Origin of the sequence: Streptomyces sp. NPDC086989, assembly GCF_044745505.1 — a bacterium.
Lineage (GTDB): Bacteria > Actinomycetota > Actinomycetes > Streptomycetales > Streptomycetaceae > Streptomyces.
In genome coordinates, this window is the sequence record NZ_JBIVAL010000016.1 from 139185 (window position 1) to 156694 (window position 17510).

The window sequence follows — 17510 nt, forward strand, 5'->3', positions numbered from 1 at the left end:
TGGAGTGATCACCGGATCGGTGGATCGGGGCGGGTGTGTCCGTGGGGGTCGATAGGCTTCGGGGATGAGCCCTGTCGACGCCCCCACCGAGACCCCCGATGCCCTGGAGGTGCTGCACCGCGTCTTCGGATACGACTCCTTCCGCGGCGAGCAGCAGCAGATCATCGAACACGTGGCAGGCGGCGGCGATGCGCTGGTGCTGATGCCCACCGGTGGCGGCAAATCGCTCTGCTACCAGATCCCGGCGCTGGTCAGAGACGGTACGGGCGTGGTGATCTCGCCGCTGATCGCGCTCATGCAGGACCAGGTGGACGCGCTGACCGCGCTCGGTGTGCGCGCCGGGTTCCTGAACTCGACGCAGGACCCGTACGAGCGGCAGGCCGTCGAGCAGGCCTTCCTCGCCGGCGAACTGGACCTGCTGTACCTGGCCCCGGAGCGACTGCGCACCGAGGGCACGCAGCGGCTGCTCGACCGGGGGAGGGTGTCGCTCTTCGCGATCGACGAGGCGCACTGCGTCGCCCAGTGGGGCCACGACTTCCGGCCCGACTACCTCGCCCTGTCCATGCTGCACGAGCGCTGGCCCACGGTGCCGCGGATCGCGCTGACCGCGACGGCCACCGAGGCGACGCACGCCGAGATCGCCGCCCGGCTCGGCCTGGCGGAGGGCGACGCCCGGCACTTCGTGGCCAGCTTCGACCGGCCCAACATCCAGTACCGGATCGCCCCGAAGAACAACCCCACGCGGCAGCTGCTGGAGCTGATCCGGACCGAGCACGACGGGGACGCGGGCGTCGTCTACTGCCTGTCGCGGGCGTCCGTCGAGAAGACCGCCGCGTTCCTGGTGGAGCACGGCATCGACGCCGTCGCGTACCACGCGGGCATGGACGCCCGGACGCGCGCGGCGAACCAGGCGCGCTTCCTGCGGGAGGACGGGATCGTGGTGGTGGCCACGATCGCGTTCGGCATGGGCATCGACAAGCCGGACGTCCGTTTCGTGGCGCACCTGGACCTGCCCAAGTCCGTCGAGGGCTACTACCAGGAGACCGGCCGCGCCGGGCGCGACGGCGAGCCGGCCACGGCCTGGCTCGCCTACGGCCTCCAGGACGTGGTGCAGCAGCGCAAGATGATCGAGGGCTCCGAGGGCGACGAGACGCACCGCCGCTCCCTGGCCGGGCACCTCGACGCGATGCTCGCGCTCTGCGAGACGGTGGACTGCCGCCGGGTGCGGCTGCTGGCGTACTTCGGTCAGTCGGCCGCCGGGCCCTGCGGCAACTGCGACACCTGTCTGACCCCGGCCGAGTCCTGGGACGGAACGGTCGCGGCGCAGAAGCTGATGTCCACGGTGTGGCGGCTGGCCAAGGAACGCCGGCAGAAGTTCGGCGCCGGCCAGATCATCGACATCCTCCAGGGCAAGAAGACGGCCAAGGTCATCCAGTTCGACCACGACGCGCTGTCGGTCTTCGGGATCGGGACCGACCTGAGCACCGCGGAATGGCGCGGGGTCGTACGGCAGCTGCTGGCCTCGGGGCTGCTGGCGGTCGAGGGCGACTACGGGACGCTGGTCCTGACGGAAGCCAGCGGCGAGGTGCTGGGCGGGCGCCGCAGCGTCCCGATGCGCAAGGAGGCGGCGCCGGCCGCGGCGGCCCGCAGGTCCTCCGGTGCGGGCTCCGGCTCCGGGAAGGCCGGGCGGGTCCCGGCCGACCTGCCGGCCGCGGCCGTGCCGGTGTTCGAGGCCCTGCGCGCCTGGCGGGCCGCGACCGCGAAGGAGCAGGGCGTGCCGGCGTACGTGGTCTTCCACGACGCGACCCTGCGGGAGATCGCCACCCGGCTGCCGGGCACGGCCGAGGAACTCGGCACGATCAGCGGGGTCGGCGAGGCGAAGCTCGCCAAGTACGCCGAGGGGATCCTGGCCACCCTGGCCGGGACCGACACCCCTGAGCCCCCGTCCACCCCCGAGCCCCCGTCGCCCCCGGCGACGGCGCAGGCGGCCCCGGCGGAGCCCCCGGCCCCGTACGCCGAGGAGGAGCCGCCCTTCGACTTCGAGGACGCGGACCCGCCCTGGGACGACTGGCAGTAGCCCGGCCCGCCGGTCCGGGAGGAGGAGCCGGCGGTCAGCCCGCACCCTCGAAGTCGTGGGGCGGCTCCCCGTACGGGTCCTCCTCCCCGGTCCCCTCGGGCTGCGCGCTGCACGGGGGGCACAGCCGCGCGTACTCCGCCATCACCTCCTCGACCGTCTCCCGCTGCTTGCGCTCGCAGGCCTTCCTGCGCGTCTCCTCCTTGCACAGCAGCTCGGCGCGGGCGCCCTCCAGTACGGCGATCGCCTGCCAGCCCCTGAGCACGCACAGCAGGGCCCTGCACAGGCAGTCGACGAACGCGGACACCGTGGCGAAGCCCCGCCAGGCCTCCGTGATGCGGCGCAGCAGCACCAGGAGGCGGGCGTAGAGGCGGACGACGTCCTTGCCCAGCACGGCGTCGCAGACGTCGGCCAGCAGCTGGGCCGCGTCCGTCTTGATCTTCGCCGCGCGTTCGGGCAGCGCCGTCAGCTCGCCGTCCAGACCGGTGAAGCAGGCCGCGGCCGCCAGGGTGTCCGCCGTGTACCGGGCGATGCGCGCGGAGAGCGTGGCGACCGTGTCGTCCGGGCCGACCGTGTCGTCGAACGCGCAGCCGCAGTCGTCCACGCAGCAGCCCCAGCCGCCCGTGCACCTGCGGATGTCCTCGAAGACCTCGTCGACGGCCTGCTGCAGACAGTGGCGCTGCTCGTGCGTGACCCGGCAGCGGATCTGCTCGCGGACCTCGGCGAGCGTCGCCGCCGCCTCGTCCAGATCGGTCCTCGCGGCCAGCCGGGCCTTGGTGTACTCGGTCCGGGCGCTGTTGAACTTATCCTGGAACTCCCGCAGTTGAGGCAGGTGTTCCTGGGTGACCTCGGCCCGGCGCTGGATGCCCGCGGCGATGCAGGCGAGCGCGTCGACCGCGCCGGGGTCGCAGCCGCCCGTGCCGGTGCCGGCCGGGGGGTGGTGCGCGGTGCTGCTCATGGTGGGCTCTCCTGGGTGAGGGGGCAGGCGCACCCGAGTGTGGGCCGGGCGGTGTCACCGGCCCGTCGCCCGGCCATCGCCGCCCGCACTCGCCGTCCGCCCGCACACCGCCGTCCGCTCGCACACCGCCGTCCGCCCGCGCAACGCCCCCGTGACGGGAGGGGCCGCAGCATCGGCCCATGGCTGGATACCGGGCACTCGCCGCCGTGGGGCGCAGCGTCGTCGCGCTGCTCAACCGGCGCTTCGCCGAGGAGATCCCTGCGCCGGGGCGCCGCCCGGAAGCCGTCCTCGCCGGGCCCGTCGACTTCGACAAGGTCGAAACGCCCGGCTCCCTCATCCGCAACCCCGCCGTGTCCGTCTACTGCTACCGCCTGAGCATCGACCGCGAGACACGGCCCGCGCTGGCCGCGATGGCCGCCCAGGACGGGCTGCCCCGGCTGCCGCTGCGGATGCACCTGATGATCGCCGCCTGGGACCAGTCCGTGGAGGCGGAACTCGAATGGCTGGGGCTCGTCGCCCGGATCCTGGAGAGCGAGGGCCTGCTCACCGGACCCCTGCTCGACCCGAGCGGGGGCTGGCTCGCCGGGGACTGCGTCCAGGTCGTCCCCGACGAACTCGCCATGGACTCGATGAGCGAGGCCTTCCAGGCGATGACCACCGACTACCGGCTCTGCCTGCCGTACCTCGCCCGCGTCATCCGGATCGACGGGCCGGCCGGGCCCACCCCGGGCGAGGTCACCGTCGTCGCCGCCGGATCCTCGCCGGAGCCGGCCCGATGACGCCCGCGGACGCCCCGCCCGGGCCGGCCGGCGGCCGCCCGGACCGGCGGATCACGGTGGAGGCCGGCGCCGTCGACGTGCTGCACCGGCTCGCGCTGGCCGTCCGGCCGCTCGACGCCAGGAGCCGCGCCCCCGCCGGGCCGGGCCTGCGCGTGGGCTGGGAGAGCACCCCCGTACCGGGCCGCCGCCGGCACGCGCCGGACCCGGTGAGGCCGCTGGAGGGTCACGGCGCCACCGGCTTCGTGCTGCGCCACACCACCGCGGGGGCCCTGCCCGCCGCCGTCACCGTACGCGTCGACGACCCCGCCCGGCGCTGGATACCGCGCCGGTTCACCGTGCCGCTGTGGACCCCCGCCGAACTCTCCGGTGCCGACGAACGGCCCCCCACCGCACCCCATGTCCCCGCCGGCGCCCGCCTGTTGATCCCCTGGCTGCTGCCCGGCCCCGGCTACCCCGTCCCCCAGGGCACGACCGGCCTGCGGCTGCGCGTGACCCGCCCCGACGCCGCCCCCGTGCGCTGGCCGCGCGTGGACGCCTTCGGGCCCGGCGGGGTCCCCCTCGGCTGGGCCCACGGCGACGAGCACGGGCAGGTGCTGCTGCTGATCGACGGGGTCGGCGTGCTCCCGTACCCGGGGCCGTCCCGGTTCCCCGTCGCGCTGCGCACCCACGCCCCCGACCCGCCGCCGCCCGGTCCCGTCGCCGGTCCGCCCCCCGCGCCGTCCGCCGATCCGCTGGCCGGCCTCGTCGCCGAACCGCTCGTCCGCAGCGCCAACCCGCCCCGCCCCCAGGACCTGGACAACGAGGTCCTGCGCGGCACCGCCCGCCCCGCCGGGTACCGCACCGCCGCCGCGGACACCGTCCGCACCCTCACCGTCGGCCGGGTGGTCCACGCCGCCGACCTGCCCCACACCCCGCCCGACCCGTGACGGAGGAGACCCGTACATGCCCGAGTACCTGACCCCCGGCGTCTACGTCGAGGAGACCAGCTTCCGCTCACGGTCCATCGAGTCCGTGCCGACCAGCACGTTCGGGATGGCCGGCCGCACCGCCTACGGACCCGTGCCCTACACCCTGCCCGGCGGTCCCACCGTGCTGCCCGGCCCGGTGCTCGTCACCAGCTTCACCGAGTACGAACGGGCCTTCGGCGGGCTGCGGATCGGCGAGGACGACTGCCTGCTCGCCCTCGCCGCACGGGCGTTCTTCGCCAACGGCGGCCGCCGGCTCTACGTGTCCCGGGTCTTCCCCTTCGTCCGCACCGGCACCGCCGAGGGCGCGCCCACCGCCGTCGACGCCAACTTCGCCTCCCTGGCCGTCCCCGCCCAGGGCACCCCGCTGCTGTACTGGCGGGCCCGCTGGCCCGGCTCGGCGGGGGCCGGGATCTCCGTCGCGGTGACCTTCCGGCGCGGCAAGAACATCCTGATCGCCGGGAGCGACGGCACGCTCCGGCTCACCGGCGTGCAGGAGGGAGCCGCCGTGGAGGTCCTCCCGCTGACCGGCGGGAACGTACCCTCCCCGGCCGACGGCACCCCGCCGGTGCCCGACCGGGTCAGGACCGTCGTACGCCGCGCCGACGGAGTCCTCGGGTACCTCAGGGGACAGGACTTCGAACCCGTCGCGGCCGGATTCGCCGCCTTCCACCTGACCCTCGCCGTCACCGTACGCCTGGGCGACCGCATCGACGTCTACAACGAGCTGGAACTCGACGACCGGCACCCCCGCTCGGTGGGCAACGTGCTCCAGGCCTCCGATCCGGCCGACGAGTTCTCCCTCGTCTGGCTGGACACCATCAAACCCGCCGCCGGAGCACCCCCGCCGGCCCCCGGCGCCCGGCTCGCCGCACTGCTCACCCTCGCGCAGCCCGGAGCCCACCTGACCCGCGGCGGCGACGGGCTGGATCTGACGGCGCAGGACCTGGGCGGCAAGGAGGCCAACCCGGACAGCCTGGCCGACCCCGCCCGCGGGCTCGGCGCGCTCGCCGAGATCGACGACATCGCCATCGTCGCCGCCCCGGACACCGTGACGCTGAAGGGCGACGAGCAGAAGACCGCGGTGGACCTCCTCATCGGACACTGCGAGCGGCTGCGCTACCGGATGGCGATCGTCGACCCGCCGCGTGACAGCTCGGTCTCCGAAGTGCGCCGGTTCCGCGCCCAGTTCGACACCAGCCACGCCGCCCTCTACTACCCGTGGGTGCGGATCACCGATCCGGGCCGGCGCCCCGACCCGGGCGCACCCTCGCCGGTCCTCGACGTGCCGCCCTCCGGGTACGTCGCCGGCGTCTACGCCCGCAGCGACCTCGAGCGCGGGGTCCACAAGGCCCCGGCCAACGAAGTCCTCCTCGGCATCACCGACTTCACCTCCAACGTGACCTACGACCGGCAGTCGGTCCTCAACCCCGAGGGCATCAACGCCCTGCGCCTCTTCGAGGGCCGGGCCCGGCGCGTGTGGGGCGCCCGCACGATGAGCTCGGACCCGGAGTGGAAGTACGTCAACGTACGCCGGCTGTTCATCCAGCTGGAGCACTCCATCGACAAGTCCACCCAGTGGGCGGTGTTCGAGCCGAACAACGAGCGGCTGTGGGCCTCCGTCCGGCAGACCGTCGAGGACTACCTGATCTCCGTCTGGCGGACCGGGGCCCTGCTCGGCACCAAGCCCGAGGAAGCCTTCTTCGTCCGCTGCGACCGCACCACCATGACCCAGAACGACCTCGACAACGGACGGCTGATCTGCCTGATCGGCGTGGCACCCACCTACCCCGCCGAGTTCGTCGTGTTCCGCATCGGACAGTTCACGGCCGACGCCCAGCGCAGCTGACGCCCGCGCCGACACAGGGAGAGAACCCATGGCCACGCGCAACAACCCGTACGGAGCCTTCAACTTCCTCGTCAAGCTCGGCGACACCGGCGGCGAGGACCAGATCGCCGGCGGCTTCTCCGACTTCAGCGGAGCCGGGAACGAGGTGAAGTTCTCCGAGTACCGCAACGGCAACGACCCCGAGAACCACGTCCGCAAGATCGCCAACACCAACACGACGAACGACGTCACCCTCAAGCGCGGCATCATCGGCGACCTGCGGCTCTTCAACTGGATCAAAGCCACGCGCGAGGGCGCCCACGACGCCCGCACCGTCACCGTCACCCTGCACGACGAGGGACGACAGCCCGTCTGCGCCTGGGTGCTGCGCGCCGCCCAGCCCAAGAAGTGGGTCGGCCCCACCCTCACGGGCAAGGGCGGCGGAGAGGTCGCGATGGAGGAGCTCCACCTCGTCGCCGAACGCATCGACTTCCAGTCGCTGTGACCCCCGCCGGACTGCGCCTCGGAGCGCCCGGGGTCCTGCGGGACGCCCGCCGGCCGCCGCCCTCTTTCCGGCCGGAACGCCTGGATGTCGCCGGGTTCGTCGGCGTGGCACCCCGCGGGCCCGTCGACGAGCCCGTCGCCCTCGACCGCTGGAGCGACTACCAGCGCCACTTCGGCGGCTTCGAGGGGCCCGGCCTGCTCCCGTACGCGGTGCGGGCCTTCTTCGCCCAGGGCGGGGTCCGGGCGCACGTACTGCGGGTGGGGCCGCTGCCCCGCGCCCCGCACCCCGCCGCCGAGCAGGCCCGCGCCCTGCACCGGATCACGCTGGCCCGCGCGGACGCACCCGGCGCCGACCCCGGCCGCGGAGCGCCCTGCACCATCGGGCTGTGCGCCCGCAACGAGGGGAGCTGGGGCGGGGGGCTCACGGTGCGCTGGGAGTTCAGCGGCACCGGGCAGTTCACGGCCGCCGCGACCGGCCGGGACCTGGCCCTGCCCGAGGGGCGCACCCCGCCGGCCGGCTCCGTGCTGCGGGTCCGGGGTCCGGGGCTGCCGGCGGCCGGGAGCTTCTTCCGCGTCCTCGAACTGGCCGAGCGGCAGGACGCGTCCGGGGCGCGCACCCGGGTCGCGGTCCTGGACCGGCCGCCCGGCGGCGGCTCCCGCGCGGGGGCCGGTGCCCCGGCCGGTGCCCCGGCCGGTGCGGCGCCGGCCGTCGAGGCCGAACTCGTCACCGCCACCGTCACCGTGGCCGACGGCGACCCCGCGCACCCCCGCCAGGAGCGGTTCGCCGAACTCGGCCTGGGCCCCGCGCACCCCCGGTACGCCGCCTCCGTACTGGCCGCCGAATCACTGCTGGTGACCCCCGACGGGCCCTGGCCCGCAGCGCTCCTGCCACCCGACGCCTTCCTCGGCTCCGCCCTCTCCCGCCCCGTCCGCCCGGGCATGGACCGCTGGGAGTCCATCGGCGCCGACAGCTTCCAGGGGCCGCTTCCCCCCGAACTGCTGCCCGTCGGCGGCGCCGAGAGCGCCGAGGACCCGGTGTCCGCCGACGTCGTCGGCATGGACCGGATGGCGCTGGTCGCCGAGGTCGCGCTGCTGTGCGTACCCGACCTGCTCTGGCAGTACGGCGAGAGCGTCCCCGTCACCGAGACACCGGCGCGGGAGCCCGCGGACAGCTTCGCGCCGTGCCCGCCGCCGCCCGTCCCCCTGACCCTGCACCCGGCCCGGCCGCGCGGCCTGCTCCTGGACGGCGCCGCGCAGCTGCCCGAGATCCTGCGGCGCCAGCAGCGGCTCGTCGCCCTGGCCGAACGGCAGCGGCGGTTCGTCGCCCTCCTCGACGTTCCGCCGGGGCTGCCCGTCCGCGCCGTCGCCCGCTGGCGCGCCGCCTTCGACAGCTCGTACGCCGCCGCCTACCACCCCTGGCTCGGGACCGTCGCACCCGACGACCCGGACCACCGGGCCGTGCACGTCCCGCCCTCCGGCTTCGCCGCCGGGATCATCGCCGAGCGCGAGCGGAGCCTCGGACTGCCCTGGGGTCCCGCCAACGCCCTGGCCGCCGACGCCGTGACCGCCCTCCAGCGCCTCCGGGACACCGACTGCGACGAGCTGCACCTCCTCGGCATCGACGTGTTCCGCGCCGAGCGCGACGGCTACCGGCTGGCCTCCGCCCGCACCCTCTCCCGGGACCCCGACTACCTCCAGCTCAGCGTCCGCAGACTGATGACCATGCTGCGCCTCGCCCTGGACCGGCAGGCCCGGGCGCTGGCCTTCGAACCCCACACCCCGCAGCTGCGCGACGAACTGCGCGGAGCCGTCGTACACCTGCTGCGCGGCCTGTACCGCAGCGGGGCGTTCGCGGGCGACAGCGAGGAGGGGGCCTTCTTCGTACGCTGCGACGAGCGCCTCAACCCCGGCTGGTCGCAAGGGCTCGGACGGCTCGTCGCCGAGATCGGCGTCGCCCCCGCCCGGCCCCTGGAGTACCTCGTCCTGCGGATCGCGCAGGACGCCGACGGCGCCGTGGCGGTGACCTGAGATGAGCGTGCCCGAGCTCGTACAGACCTTCAGGTTCCGGGTGCGGCTCATCCGCAGCGCCGCGCCCGGCCGGACCGCCGAGCCCCCGCCCGCCATCCCCCGTCCCCCGTCCGAGGCCGCCGCGTCCGGGTCCGGCCCGCTGGCCCCCGCCGCGTCCGCCCCCGGAGCCGCGGACGGGTCCCCCGACCGGCTCGGCGACGGAGGGTTCCAGGAATGCGCCGGGCTGGCCCTGGAGGCGGACGTCCGCGAGTACCTCCAGGGCGGCGCGAACGACGAAGTGGTGCGCCGGGCCGGACGGGTCAGGCTCCAGCCGATCGTCCTCAAACGGGGCATGCTCGTCGCCGCCGGCGGCGGGAGCGCCGATCCGGCCCTGTGGGACTGGCTGCACGGCATGGTCGCCGGCGGTGCCCCCGTCGCCCGCTACGACGGACACGTGGAGGTGCTCGACCCGGCGGGCCAACGGGTGGTCGCGCACTGGACGTTCGTCCGGGGACTGCCCCTGAAGATCACCGGACCGACGCTCAACGCCAGGACGGGGGAGATAGCCGTGGAGGAACTGCACATCGCCCACGAGGGCCTGCGCCTGGAGCGGACCCCGTGACGGCCCTGGTCCACGCCACCCTGCAGCGGCTCACGGTGACCGCGCAGCCGGGCAAGGACCAGCCGCCGCTCGTCAGGGAGGCCGAGGGCAGCAAGCCGCTCCCCGTCCAGTTCAACCCGGCCACCCTGCGGATCAGCCGCAACAACAACGTGGACCGGGGCGGGGCGACCACGAAGAACCAGAAGGTCCAGCACCCGGCGCAGGAGGGCTCCACCCTCACCTTCGACCTGGAGTTCGACACGGCCGAACAGCGCGCCGGCGGACAGTACGTCGACGTACGCCGGTGGACCGCCCTGGTACGGCAGTTCGTCGAACCCCCGGCGAAGGCCTCCGACCCGCCGCCCGCCGTCCGTTTCGTCTGGGGCACCCTCCGTTACAACGGCATCGTCACGCAGGTCAACGAGGAACTCGACCACTTCGCCCCCGACGGGACCCCGCTGCGGGCCAAGGTCGCGGTGACCGTCGTCGAGCAGAACTTCGCCTACCAGGCCCACGCCGAGGGCCCCGGCACCCGTGACGCCCGCAGCGCCACCGAGGCGGGCGACCGGCCGGCCGGCGCCGCACCCGGTACGTCCGGCACCAGCCGGCCCCGCCAGGTCGTCCAGGCCCGGGACGGGGAATCCGCCCAGCAGCTGCTGTCCCGGCTCGGGCTCGACCCGGCGGCCTGGCGCGGCGCCATGAGCGGACTCGACAGTCCGCTGACCCTGGCCGCGGGAGCCACCGTCCAGCTGGGCGCGGAAGTCTCGGCGGGATTCGCCGCCGCCGGGATCAGCCTCTCGGCGGGCTACGCCGGAGCCGCCGCACCCACCTCCGTCGAGGGCCTGGCCGCCGCACTGGGCCTGACCGCGCCACCGCAGGCCGGTGCGCCGGCGGCGCCGGGCCACGGGGCAGGGGCCGGGTCAGGGGCCGGAGCCGGGGCGGATCCCGCGCTCGCCGGATTCGTGATCAGCGCCGGGGGCGGGATCGCCGCGTCCACGGAGCTCGTGACGGGCGCCGCGGTGGACTCCGCCACCGCACGGGCCCGCGCCGGCTTCGAGGTGCCGCCCGCGCCGGACCGCCCGCCGGGGGGACGGGACGCGCAGGCCGGGGCGACGGGCCCCGCCGGGTCCCCGTACCGGGCGCCCGGACGCGGCCCCGGCCTGCCCGGACCGGCCGGGTACGCCCCGCGGCCGGAGCTCGACCGGCGCGCCCTCGGCTACGGCCGCGGCATCCCGCTGCGGGCCCGCGCCGACCCCGGCACCCTCGCCGAGGTCCGGGCCGGCGGCGGACGCAGCCTCGCCGACCGGGCCCGGCGCGAGGAGGTCCCGGCGCCCGACCCCGGGGCCGCCCCGTGGGAGCGGCTGCCGCCCGCCGCGCCCGGCCGGACCGCCGCCGACTGCGAGCAACGCGGCCGTGACGCGGGCCCGACCACCCTGAGGTGGACACCGCGAGGAGGCCCGCCATGAGCGTGTACATCGGAGAGCTGCACACCGAAGTCGTGCCCGCGGGCGGCTCCGCACCGCCGCCGGCCGGCCCGGACGGGCCCGCCGGGAGGTGGGCGGCCGCCGAACACCACCGCGAGGCCTGCGAGCGCGCCGCCTGGCTCGCCGCCCGCGTCGCCGCGGAGGGCTTCGATGACTGACGCGGCGCTCGCCGTCGTATCGCCCGTGTTCGAGGTGGGCGGCGCCCTCGTCAAGGACCTCGCGCGGGACTGCGTACGCCTGGAGGTCGCCGAAGGCGTCGAGGGGCTGCGCACCCTGCGCGCGCACTTCCTCGCCGTCGGCGCCGGGGCCAAGGGCCCGCAGGACCGGCTGCGGCACCTCGACGGGTCCACGGTCGGCCTCGGCAGCGCGCTCAAGGTCGCCCTCGGCCCGCCGTCGCGCCAGCGGTACGTCTTCGAAGGCGTCGTCTCCGGCCTGGAACTCGTCCTCGGGGACGGCGAACCACCACTCGTCCTCGTGCACGCCGAGGACGCGCTGATGAGGCTGCGGATGACCCGCCGGATGCGCACCTACCGCGACACCACCGACGCGGGGCTCGCCGAGGAGGTGGCCCGTGAGCACGGGCTCGACGCCGACGCGGACGTCCCCGGACCCCGCTACGACGTCGTACAGCAGCTCAACCAGAGCGACCTCGCCTTCCTGCGGGAACGGGCCCGGCTGGTCCAGGCCGAACTCTGGGCGGCCGGCCGCACCCTGCACTTCCGGCCCCGCGGCAGCCGCGGCGCCACCCCCCAGACCCTCGTGTACGGCGGTGAGCTCATGTCCGTGCGGCTCTGCGCCGACCTGGCCCACCAGCGCAGCGAGGTCGTCGTCACCGGCTACGACGCCGACCGGCGCGAGATCGTCGACGAACGCGCCGGCCCCGAGGCCGTGGAGGCGGAGACCGCCGACGGCCGCACCGGGGCACGGCTCCTGGCCCGGGCACTGGGCCCGGGCACCAGCCTGCGGGTCCGCGAGGCCGCGCTGACCGCCGAGGAGGCCGCCGCCTGGGCGCGCGCCGAAATGCTGCGCCGCGGACGCCGGTTCGTGACCGTCGCGGGCACCACCAACGGCAGTCCGGACCTCGTCGTGGGCGGGCGCCTCGTGCTGCGTTCGGTCGGCGCGCCCTTCGAGGGGGAGGGGTACCACGTCACCCGGATCCGCCACACCTTCGACGCGGACCACGGCTTCCGCACCCGCTTCGACGCCGAACGCGCCGGCATGAACGAGGTGGTCTGATGGCCCTGCCCGCTCCCGTGGACGGCTCCGCCCCCGGATACTTCGGCGTCTACCCGGCGTTCGTCACCGACATCGTCGACGAGAAGCGGCTCGGCCGCATCGAGGTGCGCTTCCCCTGGCTCGGCAGGGACGGGGACCGCGACGTTCGCGCCTGGGCCACGCTCTGCTCCCCGTACGCCGACGACGAGCAGGGTTTGCTGGTGCTGCCCGAGGTGGGCAGCCAGGTCGTCGTCGCCTTCGAGGCGGGCAACCCGCGCCGCCCCTACGTCCTCGGTGCGGCCTGGAACGGCCGCACCGCCCTGCCGCACGAGCCGCAGGACGCCAACAACCTGCGCACCCTGCGGTCGAGGGCGGACAGCCGGCTGGAGTTCGACGACACCCGGGGCGCCGCCCGGGTGCGCATCACGATGGCCTCCGGCCACGAGGTGACCCTCGACGACGCCACCCGGCAGGTGACGATCCGGCACAGCGGCGGCTGCGTGGTGCGGCTGACGGCGACCTCCGTGGAGGTGCAGGCGAACGTGTCCGTCGACGTCAAGGCGCCCGTGGTCGCGGTGAACGCCCCGCTGTCCACCTTCAGCGGCCTGGTGAAGTGCGCCACGCTGGTCACCGAGCAAGTGGTGATCTCCCCGGCCTACACCCCGGGCGCCGGGAACATCTGGTGACCGCCGCCGAGCACGGCTTCAAGGTCCTGGCGCCCTGGTACACCTGCGAGCGCGGGCACTTCGACCGCTTCGACCCCTGCGCGCACGCCCCGACGCTCCAGAAGTACGCCTCCGCCGAGTTCGTCCGGACGCTGGTGGCGGACCCGCGCGACTCGCTGCTGTTCGACCCCGACGAGGACGTCTGGTCGTACCCCGTGCCCGTCGGCCCCGCCCACCGCGGACCGGGGCGGGCCCGGTTCGCCACCCACCAGCTGGTCCGCACCCGGTTGCGCAAGCTCTACCAGCCCAGCCACGAGCGGTTCTACGCGGTCGTCGTCGAGCTCTTCTGTGACCGGCCGGGGCTGCCGCGCCCGCAGTCCGCGGAGGGCCTCGACGTGGGCTTCGTGATGCGCCGCCGCACGGTGGAGATGGACGCGGAGCCGAGGGTGCTGCGGACGCTCTCCCGCAGGCTGTCGGCCGAACTGCTGGCCGCCGGACGACAGCCGGGCCCGGACACCGGGCCGCACCTGTCGGAGGCCCGGGACGTCCTGTGGGCCGATCTCGCCCACCGCACCGCCTTCGAGGAGGCCAACCGCGAACTCCTCGACCGGGTCGGCCTGAGGAAGGAGACGCAGGCGTGGATGGCGGGCGCCGCGGGCGGCCAGTGGCGCAGGCTCGGCGAGCCGCCGCCGGAGGGCAGGCCCGGGGACCGGGAGCAGGAGCTGCCGATGTGGCGGCTGCCCGGCCGCTCGGGCGACTGCCCGGACGGAGCGCGCCCACCGCAGCGGTCGCTGTGGTTCGGGGTGGTGCCGACCTCCTCCGCCGACCACGACGACCTCGGCGCCCCCAAGCTCGACGACCGGTCCGTCTACGAACTCCGCGTCTTCGTACGGCGCCCCGCGGGGCCGGGCCACGAGCAGTGCCCGCCGCGGACCTCCTGGAGCAAGCCCACGGAGCCCTTCCGGCTGGCGTCGTTCTTCGACCCGGAGGGCACCCGGAACCGCAAGGTCTCCATCACCATGCCCGACTTCCGGGCGGTGGCCGCCCGGGCCGCGGCGCCGCCGGGCCCCGGCGGGGTGGCGATCACCAGCCCGCCCGGCTCGCAGATGTCCTTCGACCCCGGCGGCGGCACGCCGGCCTCCGGCTCGGTGACCGGCACCGTCCCGCGGACCTGCACCTTCGCCCTCGAAATCTTCATGATCGTGGCGTACTTCGTGTTCAGCATGTTCCTGCCGATCGTGGTCTTCCTGTTCCAGCTGTGGTGGCTGCTCGCCCTGCGGTTCTGCCTGCCGCCCTCGCTGGAGGCGGCCGCCGCGCTCAAGGCGTTCTTCGCCGGCGGCAAGAGCCTCGCCGACATGGGGCGGCCGGAGACCGACGCGTTCGACGAACTCCTCGGTACCAGGGGCGCCGGCGCCCGCCTCAGGGACGCGGACGGCGCCTTCGCCCAGGAGGACCTCGACGACCTGGTGGACCTCGTCACCCCGCCCGCCACCGCCCCGCTCCCGGTGCCCCCGCGGCCGGAGCCGCCGGTCGAGGACCCGCTGTGCGAGGGGGGATGAGATGGCGGCCCAGGTACCCGCGGCCCGCGAACCCGCCCGCGCTGCCGTCCCGGCCCCCGCCACACCCGCACCGGCCCCGGCGGGCCCCGCGCCGGCCGCCCCCGGAAGGCTCGCCGACGAGCTGTCACGCATGGTCGTCGCGCCGGACGTCCCCCGGGAGGAACTGGCGCTCCAGGGCGGGGAGGCGCTCGCCGTGCCCGCGCCGGTCGCGGAGTACCTGGACCGCCGGGGGCCCGCGGGCGGGCCCGTACGCGTCCGGCTCGGCCAGGTCGCGGCCGGGACCCTCCACCTCCGCAAGACCGACCGCGGGATCACCACCGGACCCGGCGGCGGCTTCCAGGCGGTCCCGCTGCCGCACCCGCTGCTGCTGCCGCTGCGCGCCCTGGGCGTCGAGCCGGTGCTCGCGCTGCGCGTGCGCGACGGGGTCCTGGAGGGACACGCCTCGGCGCGGGTGAAGGGCGTCCTGCTGGACGGGCCCCTGGCCCTGCTCGGCCGGATGGAGTCCTGCGCCGAGGCGCTGGGCTGGCGCGGCGTGGGCGGTCTGCGGCTGACGGGCGTGGAGAACGAACTGCGCGGCGCCACCCTCGTGGTGCGGGCCGGCGGCATGTCCTTCACGCTGGGCGGCTTCCTCACCGCCTCCGGAAGCCTCGGACTGGCCGACGACGTGGTCACCTTCGACGCCGTCGCGAAGGGCACGGTGGCCGGGCTCGGCTCGGTGGAGGTGCCGGTGCTCCGGGCACCGGACGGCACGCTGTCCGGGAAGGCCGTCGTGGACGTGGCGCTGCGCGGGTTCAGCGGGCGCGCGACGGCCGCCTTCGCCGCGGGGATCGTCGACGTCCGGGCAACCGTGCGCTACGCCAACGAGAAGTTCGACGGGCAGGTGACCCTGGTCGCCACCGACGCCGCCTCCGCGAAGGAACTGACGGACAGTCAACTGCCGGAAGCGGTCAGGTCCGCGAAGGCGGTGACCGGGGACCCGGGAGCCGCCGCGGACTCCGCGGCGGCCCCGGCGGGCCCGCGGCCCGGACCCCGGGTGCTGGCCGGCTGGGGCACGGTCGACGTACGGCTGGCGGACTGGCTGCGCGGCGAGGCGCTGGTGGTCGTCGACCACCACGGCGACGTGACGGTGGTCGGCAAGATCCAGCCGAAGATGGACAAGCCGTTGTTCGAGCCGAGGGAATACCTCAAACAGCTCGCGAAGTTCGAGGTCCGCGCCCTCTACGGGGTCCCCCTGGTCGGCAACGTCTTCCTGTTCGCCAACGTGGGGCTCGAGGCGGTCGCGAGGATCGGCCCCGCGACGCTCGACCGGATGGAGCTCACCGGCACCTGGTCGACCAGACCGGAGGTGCTCAAGAGCTTCGGCCTGACCGGCACCCTCAACATCTCCGCGTACGCGGGCCTGCGGCTCAAGGCCGAGGGCGGCGCGGGCGTCCAGCTCGTGGGACACGACATCAAGGCGGGCATCGCGCTGACCGCCCTGGCCGGAGTGCGCGGCTACGTCGAGGCCACGCCGGTGATCGGGTACCGGGAGGTCGCCGATCCGAAGGCGGGCAGGCACGGGGAGTTCTTCCTGGCCGGGCACATGGAGATCGCGGCCCAGCCGTTCCTGGCGCTCGGCGGTGATCTCTTCGTCGAGCTCGACAGCCCGTGGTGGTCCCCGGCGCCGGACCAGCGCTGGAACTGGCCGCTGGGCCGGCTGGAGTACCCGCTGCCGGGGGAGTTCGGCATCGGGGCCGACGTCGAGCACGTCCTGGGCTCGGGCAAGGTACCCGAGGTCACGTTCGGCGAGGTGGACTTCAACGCGGACAAGTTCCTGACGGACCTGATCGACGACCACGTCCCGGCCAAATCGTCCAAGGACGAGCAGAAGAAGGGCGCCTGGAGGGATCCCGGCGCCGCCAGGTCCCCCGCGCCCGGCGCGGGCCCGCACCGGAGCCCGGCGAGCCCCTCCGTCACGCCCTCGGCCAAGGCCGCGGCCACCGGCCCGGCCAAGGGAGCACCGGTCAAGAGCCCCGCCGCCCAGGGCCCCGCCAAGGGCGTCCCGGCCAAGGGCGTCCCGGCCAAGGACGCACCGGCCGAAGGCCACACCGTCCCGCCGCCGGAGAAGCGGGACCGCTGGTTCGCCGGGCTGGAGGCACTGGGCGGCCTCGCCACACGCTCGCACCAGCACCCGTACGACGAGACCGAGCTGCGGGACGCGCTGGCCGGTATCAGGACGAAGTACGGCTTCACCGTCCTGGACGCCGCACTGGAGGGGGACAAGTGGCAGATCACGGCCGGGATGAGCCCCAAGGCGAAGGCCGCCAAGGTCGACGCCGCACCGAAGAAGGCGGCAGCCGAGGCGGGTGTGGAGGGCGTCGACCGGCGGGTGAGGAGTGCCGGGCACCCCCTCTACGAGAACGAGTACCTGCCCGAGTTCGGTGGAGGCAGGTACGGCGGGCTGAAGAACCCGAAGACGCGACGGAACTTCGCCGGAACGGAGATCAACCACATTCCGTCGCGGGCCGTGACCAAGAGGATCAGGGACATTTCGCGGGACGAGGGACCCGCCATCCAGATGGACAGGCAGGACCACCGCGGCCGCAAGGACTCGGCGGGCAACTGGACCGACCATCCGCGCGTCCTGAGCACGGGCACGTGGAAGGAGTCCGAGGCGCACCGTGCCGAGCAGCTGAACCTGGTGGAGGCCGAACGCTTCAAGGCCGCCGTCCAGATGGACCTCAAGGACGTCCGGTCGAAGTTCGGCACCAAGTACGACAAGGCCATCGAGCAGATGAAACCCGCACTCCGCGCGGAGGGCTGGTGGAAGTGACCCCGGCCGCCCCGCGGGGGGAGACGCCCCGGTGACGGTCGCCGCGGAGCATGGACGCC

Annotated in this window: 14 protein-coding genes; 13 read left to right on the top strand and 1 reads right to left on the bottom strand. The window is 74.9% G+C overall.

Features of this window, described 5'->3' with window-relative positions; genetic code table 11:
* Nucleotides 1-64: 64 nt before the first annotated feature.
* Nucleotides 65-2077, top strand: a complete 2013-nt coding sequence (gene recQ / locus ACIPK4_RS32290) for a DNA helicase RecQ (protein ID WP_402319313.1) — start codon at nucleotides 65-67, stop codon at nucleotides 2075-2077.
* Nucleotides 2078-2111: 34 nt separating this feature from the next.
* Here recQ and ACIPK4_RS32295 read toward each other — a convergent pair whose 3' ends face one another.
* Complete coding sequence (locus ACIPK4_RS32295) at nucleotides 2112-3032, bottom strand: hypothetical protein (protein ID WP_402319315.1); 921 nt, start codon at nucleotides 3030-3032, stop codon at nucleotides 2112-2114.
* Nucleotides 3033-3211: 179 nt separating this feature from the next.
* On the opposite strand from ACIPK4_RS32295, the gene ACIPK4_RS32300 reads away from it, so the two are divergent.
* The 12 genes from ACIPK4_RS32300 to ACIPK4_RS32355 are packed head-to-tail and all read left to right on the top strand — an operon-like array spanning nucleotide 3212 to nucleotide 17451.
* Nucleotides 3212-3811 (top strand): DUF4255 domain-containing protein, encoded by a 600-nt coding sequence (locus tag ACIPK4_RS32300; RefSeq protein WP_054226435.1) that lies wholly within the window; start codon nucleotides 3212-3214, stop codon nucleotides 3809-3811.
* On the top strand, nucleotides 3808-4737 hold the full coding sequence (locus ACIPK4_RS32305) for a hypothetical protein (RefSeq protein WP_402319318.1): 930 nt from the start codon (nucleotides 3808-3810) through the stop codon (nucleotides 4735-4737). The genes ACIPK4_RS32300 and ACIPK4_RS32305 overlap by 4 nt, the downstream gene beginning before the upstream one ends.
* A 16-nt stretch (nucleotides 4738-4753) precedes the next feature.
* Nucleotides 4754-6625, top strand: coding sequence for a phage tail sheath family protein (locus ACIPK4_RS32310; protein WP_402319320.1), 1872 nt, complete (start codon nucleotides 4754-4756; stop codon nucleotides 6623-6625).
* 28 nt (nucleotides 6626-6653) lie between these two features.
* A complete protein-coding gene (locus tag ACIPK4_RS32315) occupies nucleotides 6654-7109 on the top strand; it encodes a phage tail protein (protein ID WP_054226438.1) in 456 nt (151 codons plus the stop codon).
* On the top strand, nucleotides 7106-9136 hold the full coding sequence (locus ACIPK4_RS32320) for a phage tail sheath subtilisin-like domain-containing protein (protein ID WP_402319323.1): 2031 nt from the start codon (nucleotides 7106-7108) through the stop codon (nucleotides 9134-9136). The genes ACIPK4_RS32315 and ACIPK4_RS32320 overlap by 4 nt, the downstream gene beginning before the upstream one ends.
* 1 nt (nucleotide 9137) lies before the next feature.
* Nucleotides 9138-9737, top strand: coding sequence for a phage tail protein (locus ACIPK4_RS32325; protein WP_402319326.1), 600 nt, complete (start codon nucleotides 9138-9140; stop codon nucleotides 9735-9737).
* On the top strand, nucleotides 9734-11182 hold the full coding sequence (locus ACIPK4_RS32330) for a hypothetical protein (RefSeq protein ID WP_402319329.1): 1449 nt from the start codon (nucleotides 9734-9736) through the stop codon (nucleotides 11180-11182). Before ACIPK4_RS32325 ends, ACIPK4_RS32330 begins: the two co-directional genes overlap by 4 nt.
* On the top strand, nucleotides 11179-11358 hold the full coding sequence (locus ACIPK4_RS32335; protein WP_054226442.1) for a hypothetical protein: 180 nt from the start codon (nucleotides 11179-11181) through the stop codon (nucleotides 11356-11358). Before ACIPK4_RS32330 ends, ACIPK4_RS32335 begins: the two co-directional genes overlap by 4 nt.
* A complete protein-coding gene (locus ACIPK4_RS32340; protein ID WP_402319332.1) occupies nucleotides 11351-12436 on the top strand; it encodes a phage late control D family protein in 1086 nt (361 codons plus the stop codon). Before ACIPK4_RS32335 ends, ACIPK4_RS32340 begins: the two co-directional genes overlap by 8 nt.
* Complete coding sequence (locus ACIPK4_RS32345; RefSeq protein ID WP_402319335.1) at nucleotides 12436-13101, top strand: phage baseplate assembly protein V; 666 nt, start codon at nucleotides 12436-12438, stop codon at nucleotides 13099-13101. Before ACIPK4_RS32340 ends, ACIPK4_RS32345 begins: the two co-directional genes overlap by 1 nt.
* Nucleotides 13098-14639, top strand: a complete 1542-nt coding sequence (locus ACIPK4_RS32350; RefSeq protein ID WP_402319337.1) for a hypothetical protein — start codon at nucleotides 13098-13100, stop codon at nucleotides 14637-14639. The genes ACIPK4_RS32345 and ACIPK4_RS32350 overlap by 4 nt, the downstream gene beginning before the upstream one ends.
* A gap of 1 nt (nucleotide 14640) precedes the next feature.
* Complete coding sequence (locus ACIPK4_RS32355; RefSeq protein ID WP_402319340.1) at nucleotides 14641-17451, top strand: hypothetical protein; 2811 nt, start codon at nucleotides 14641-14643, stop codon at nucleotides 17449-17451.
* Nucleotides 17452-17510 lie beyond the last annotated feature (59 nt).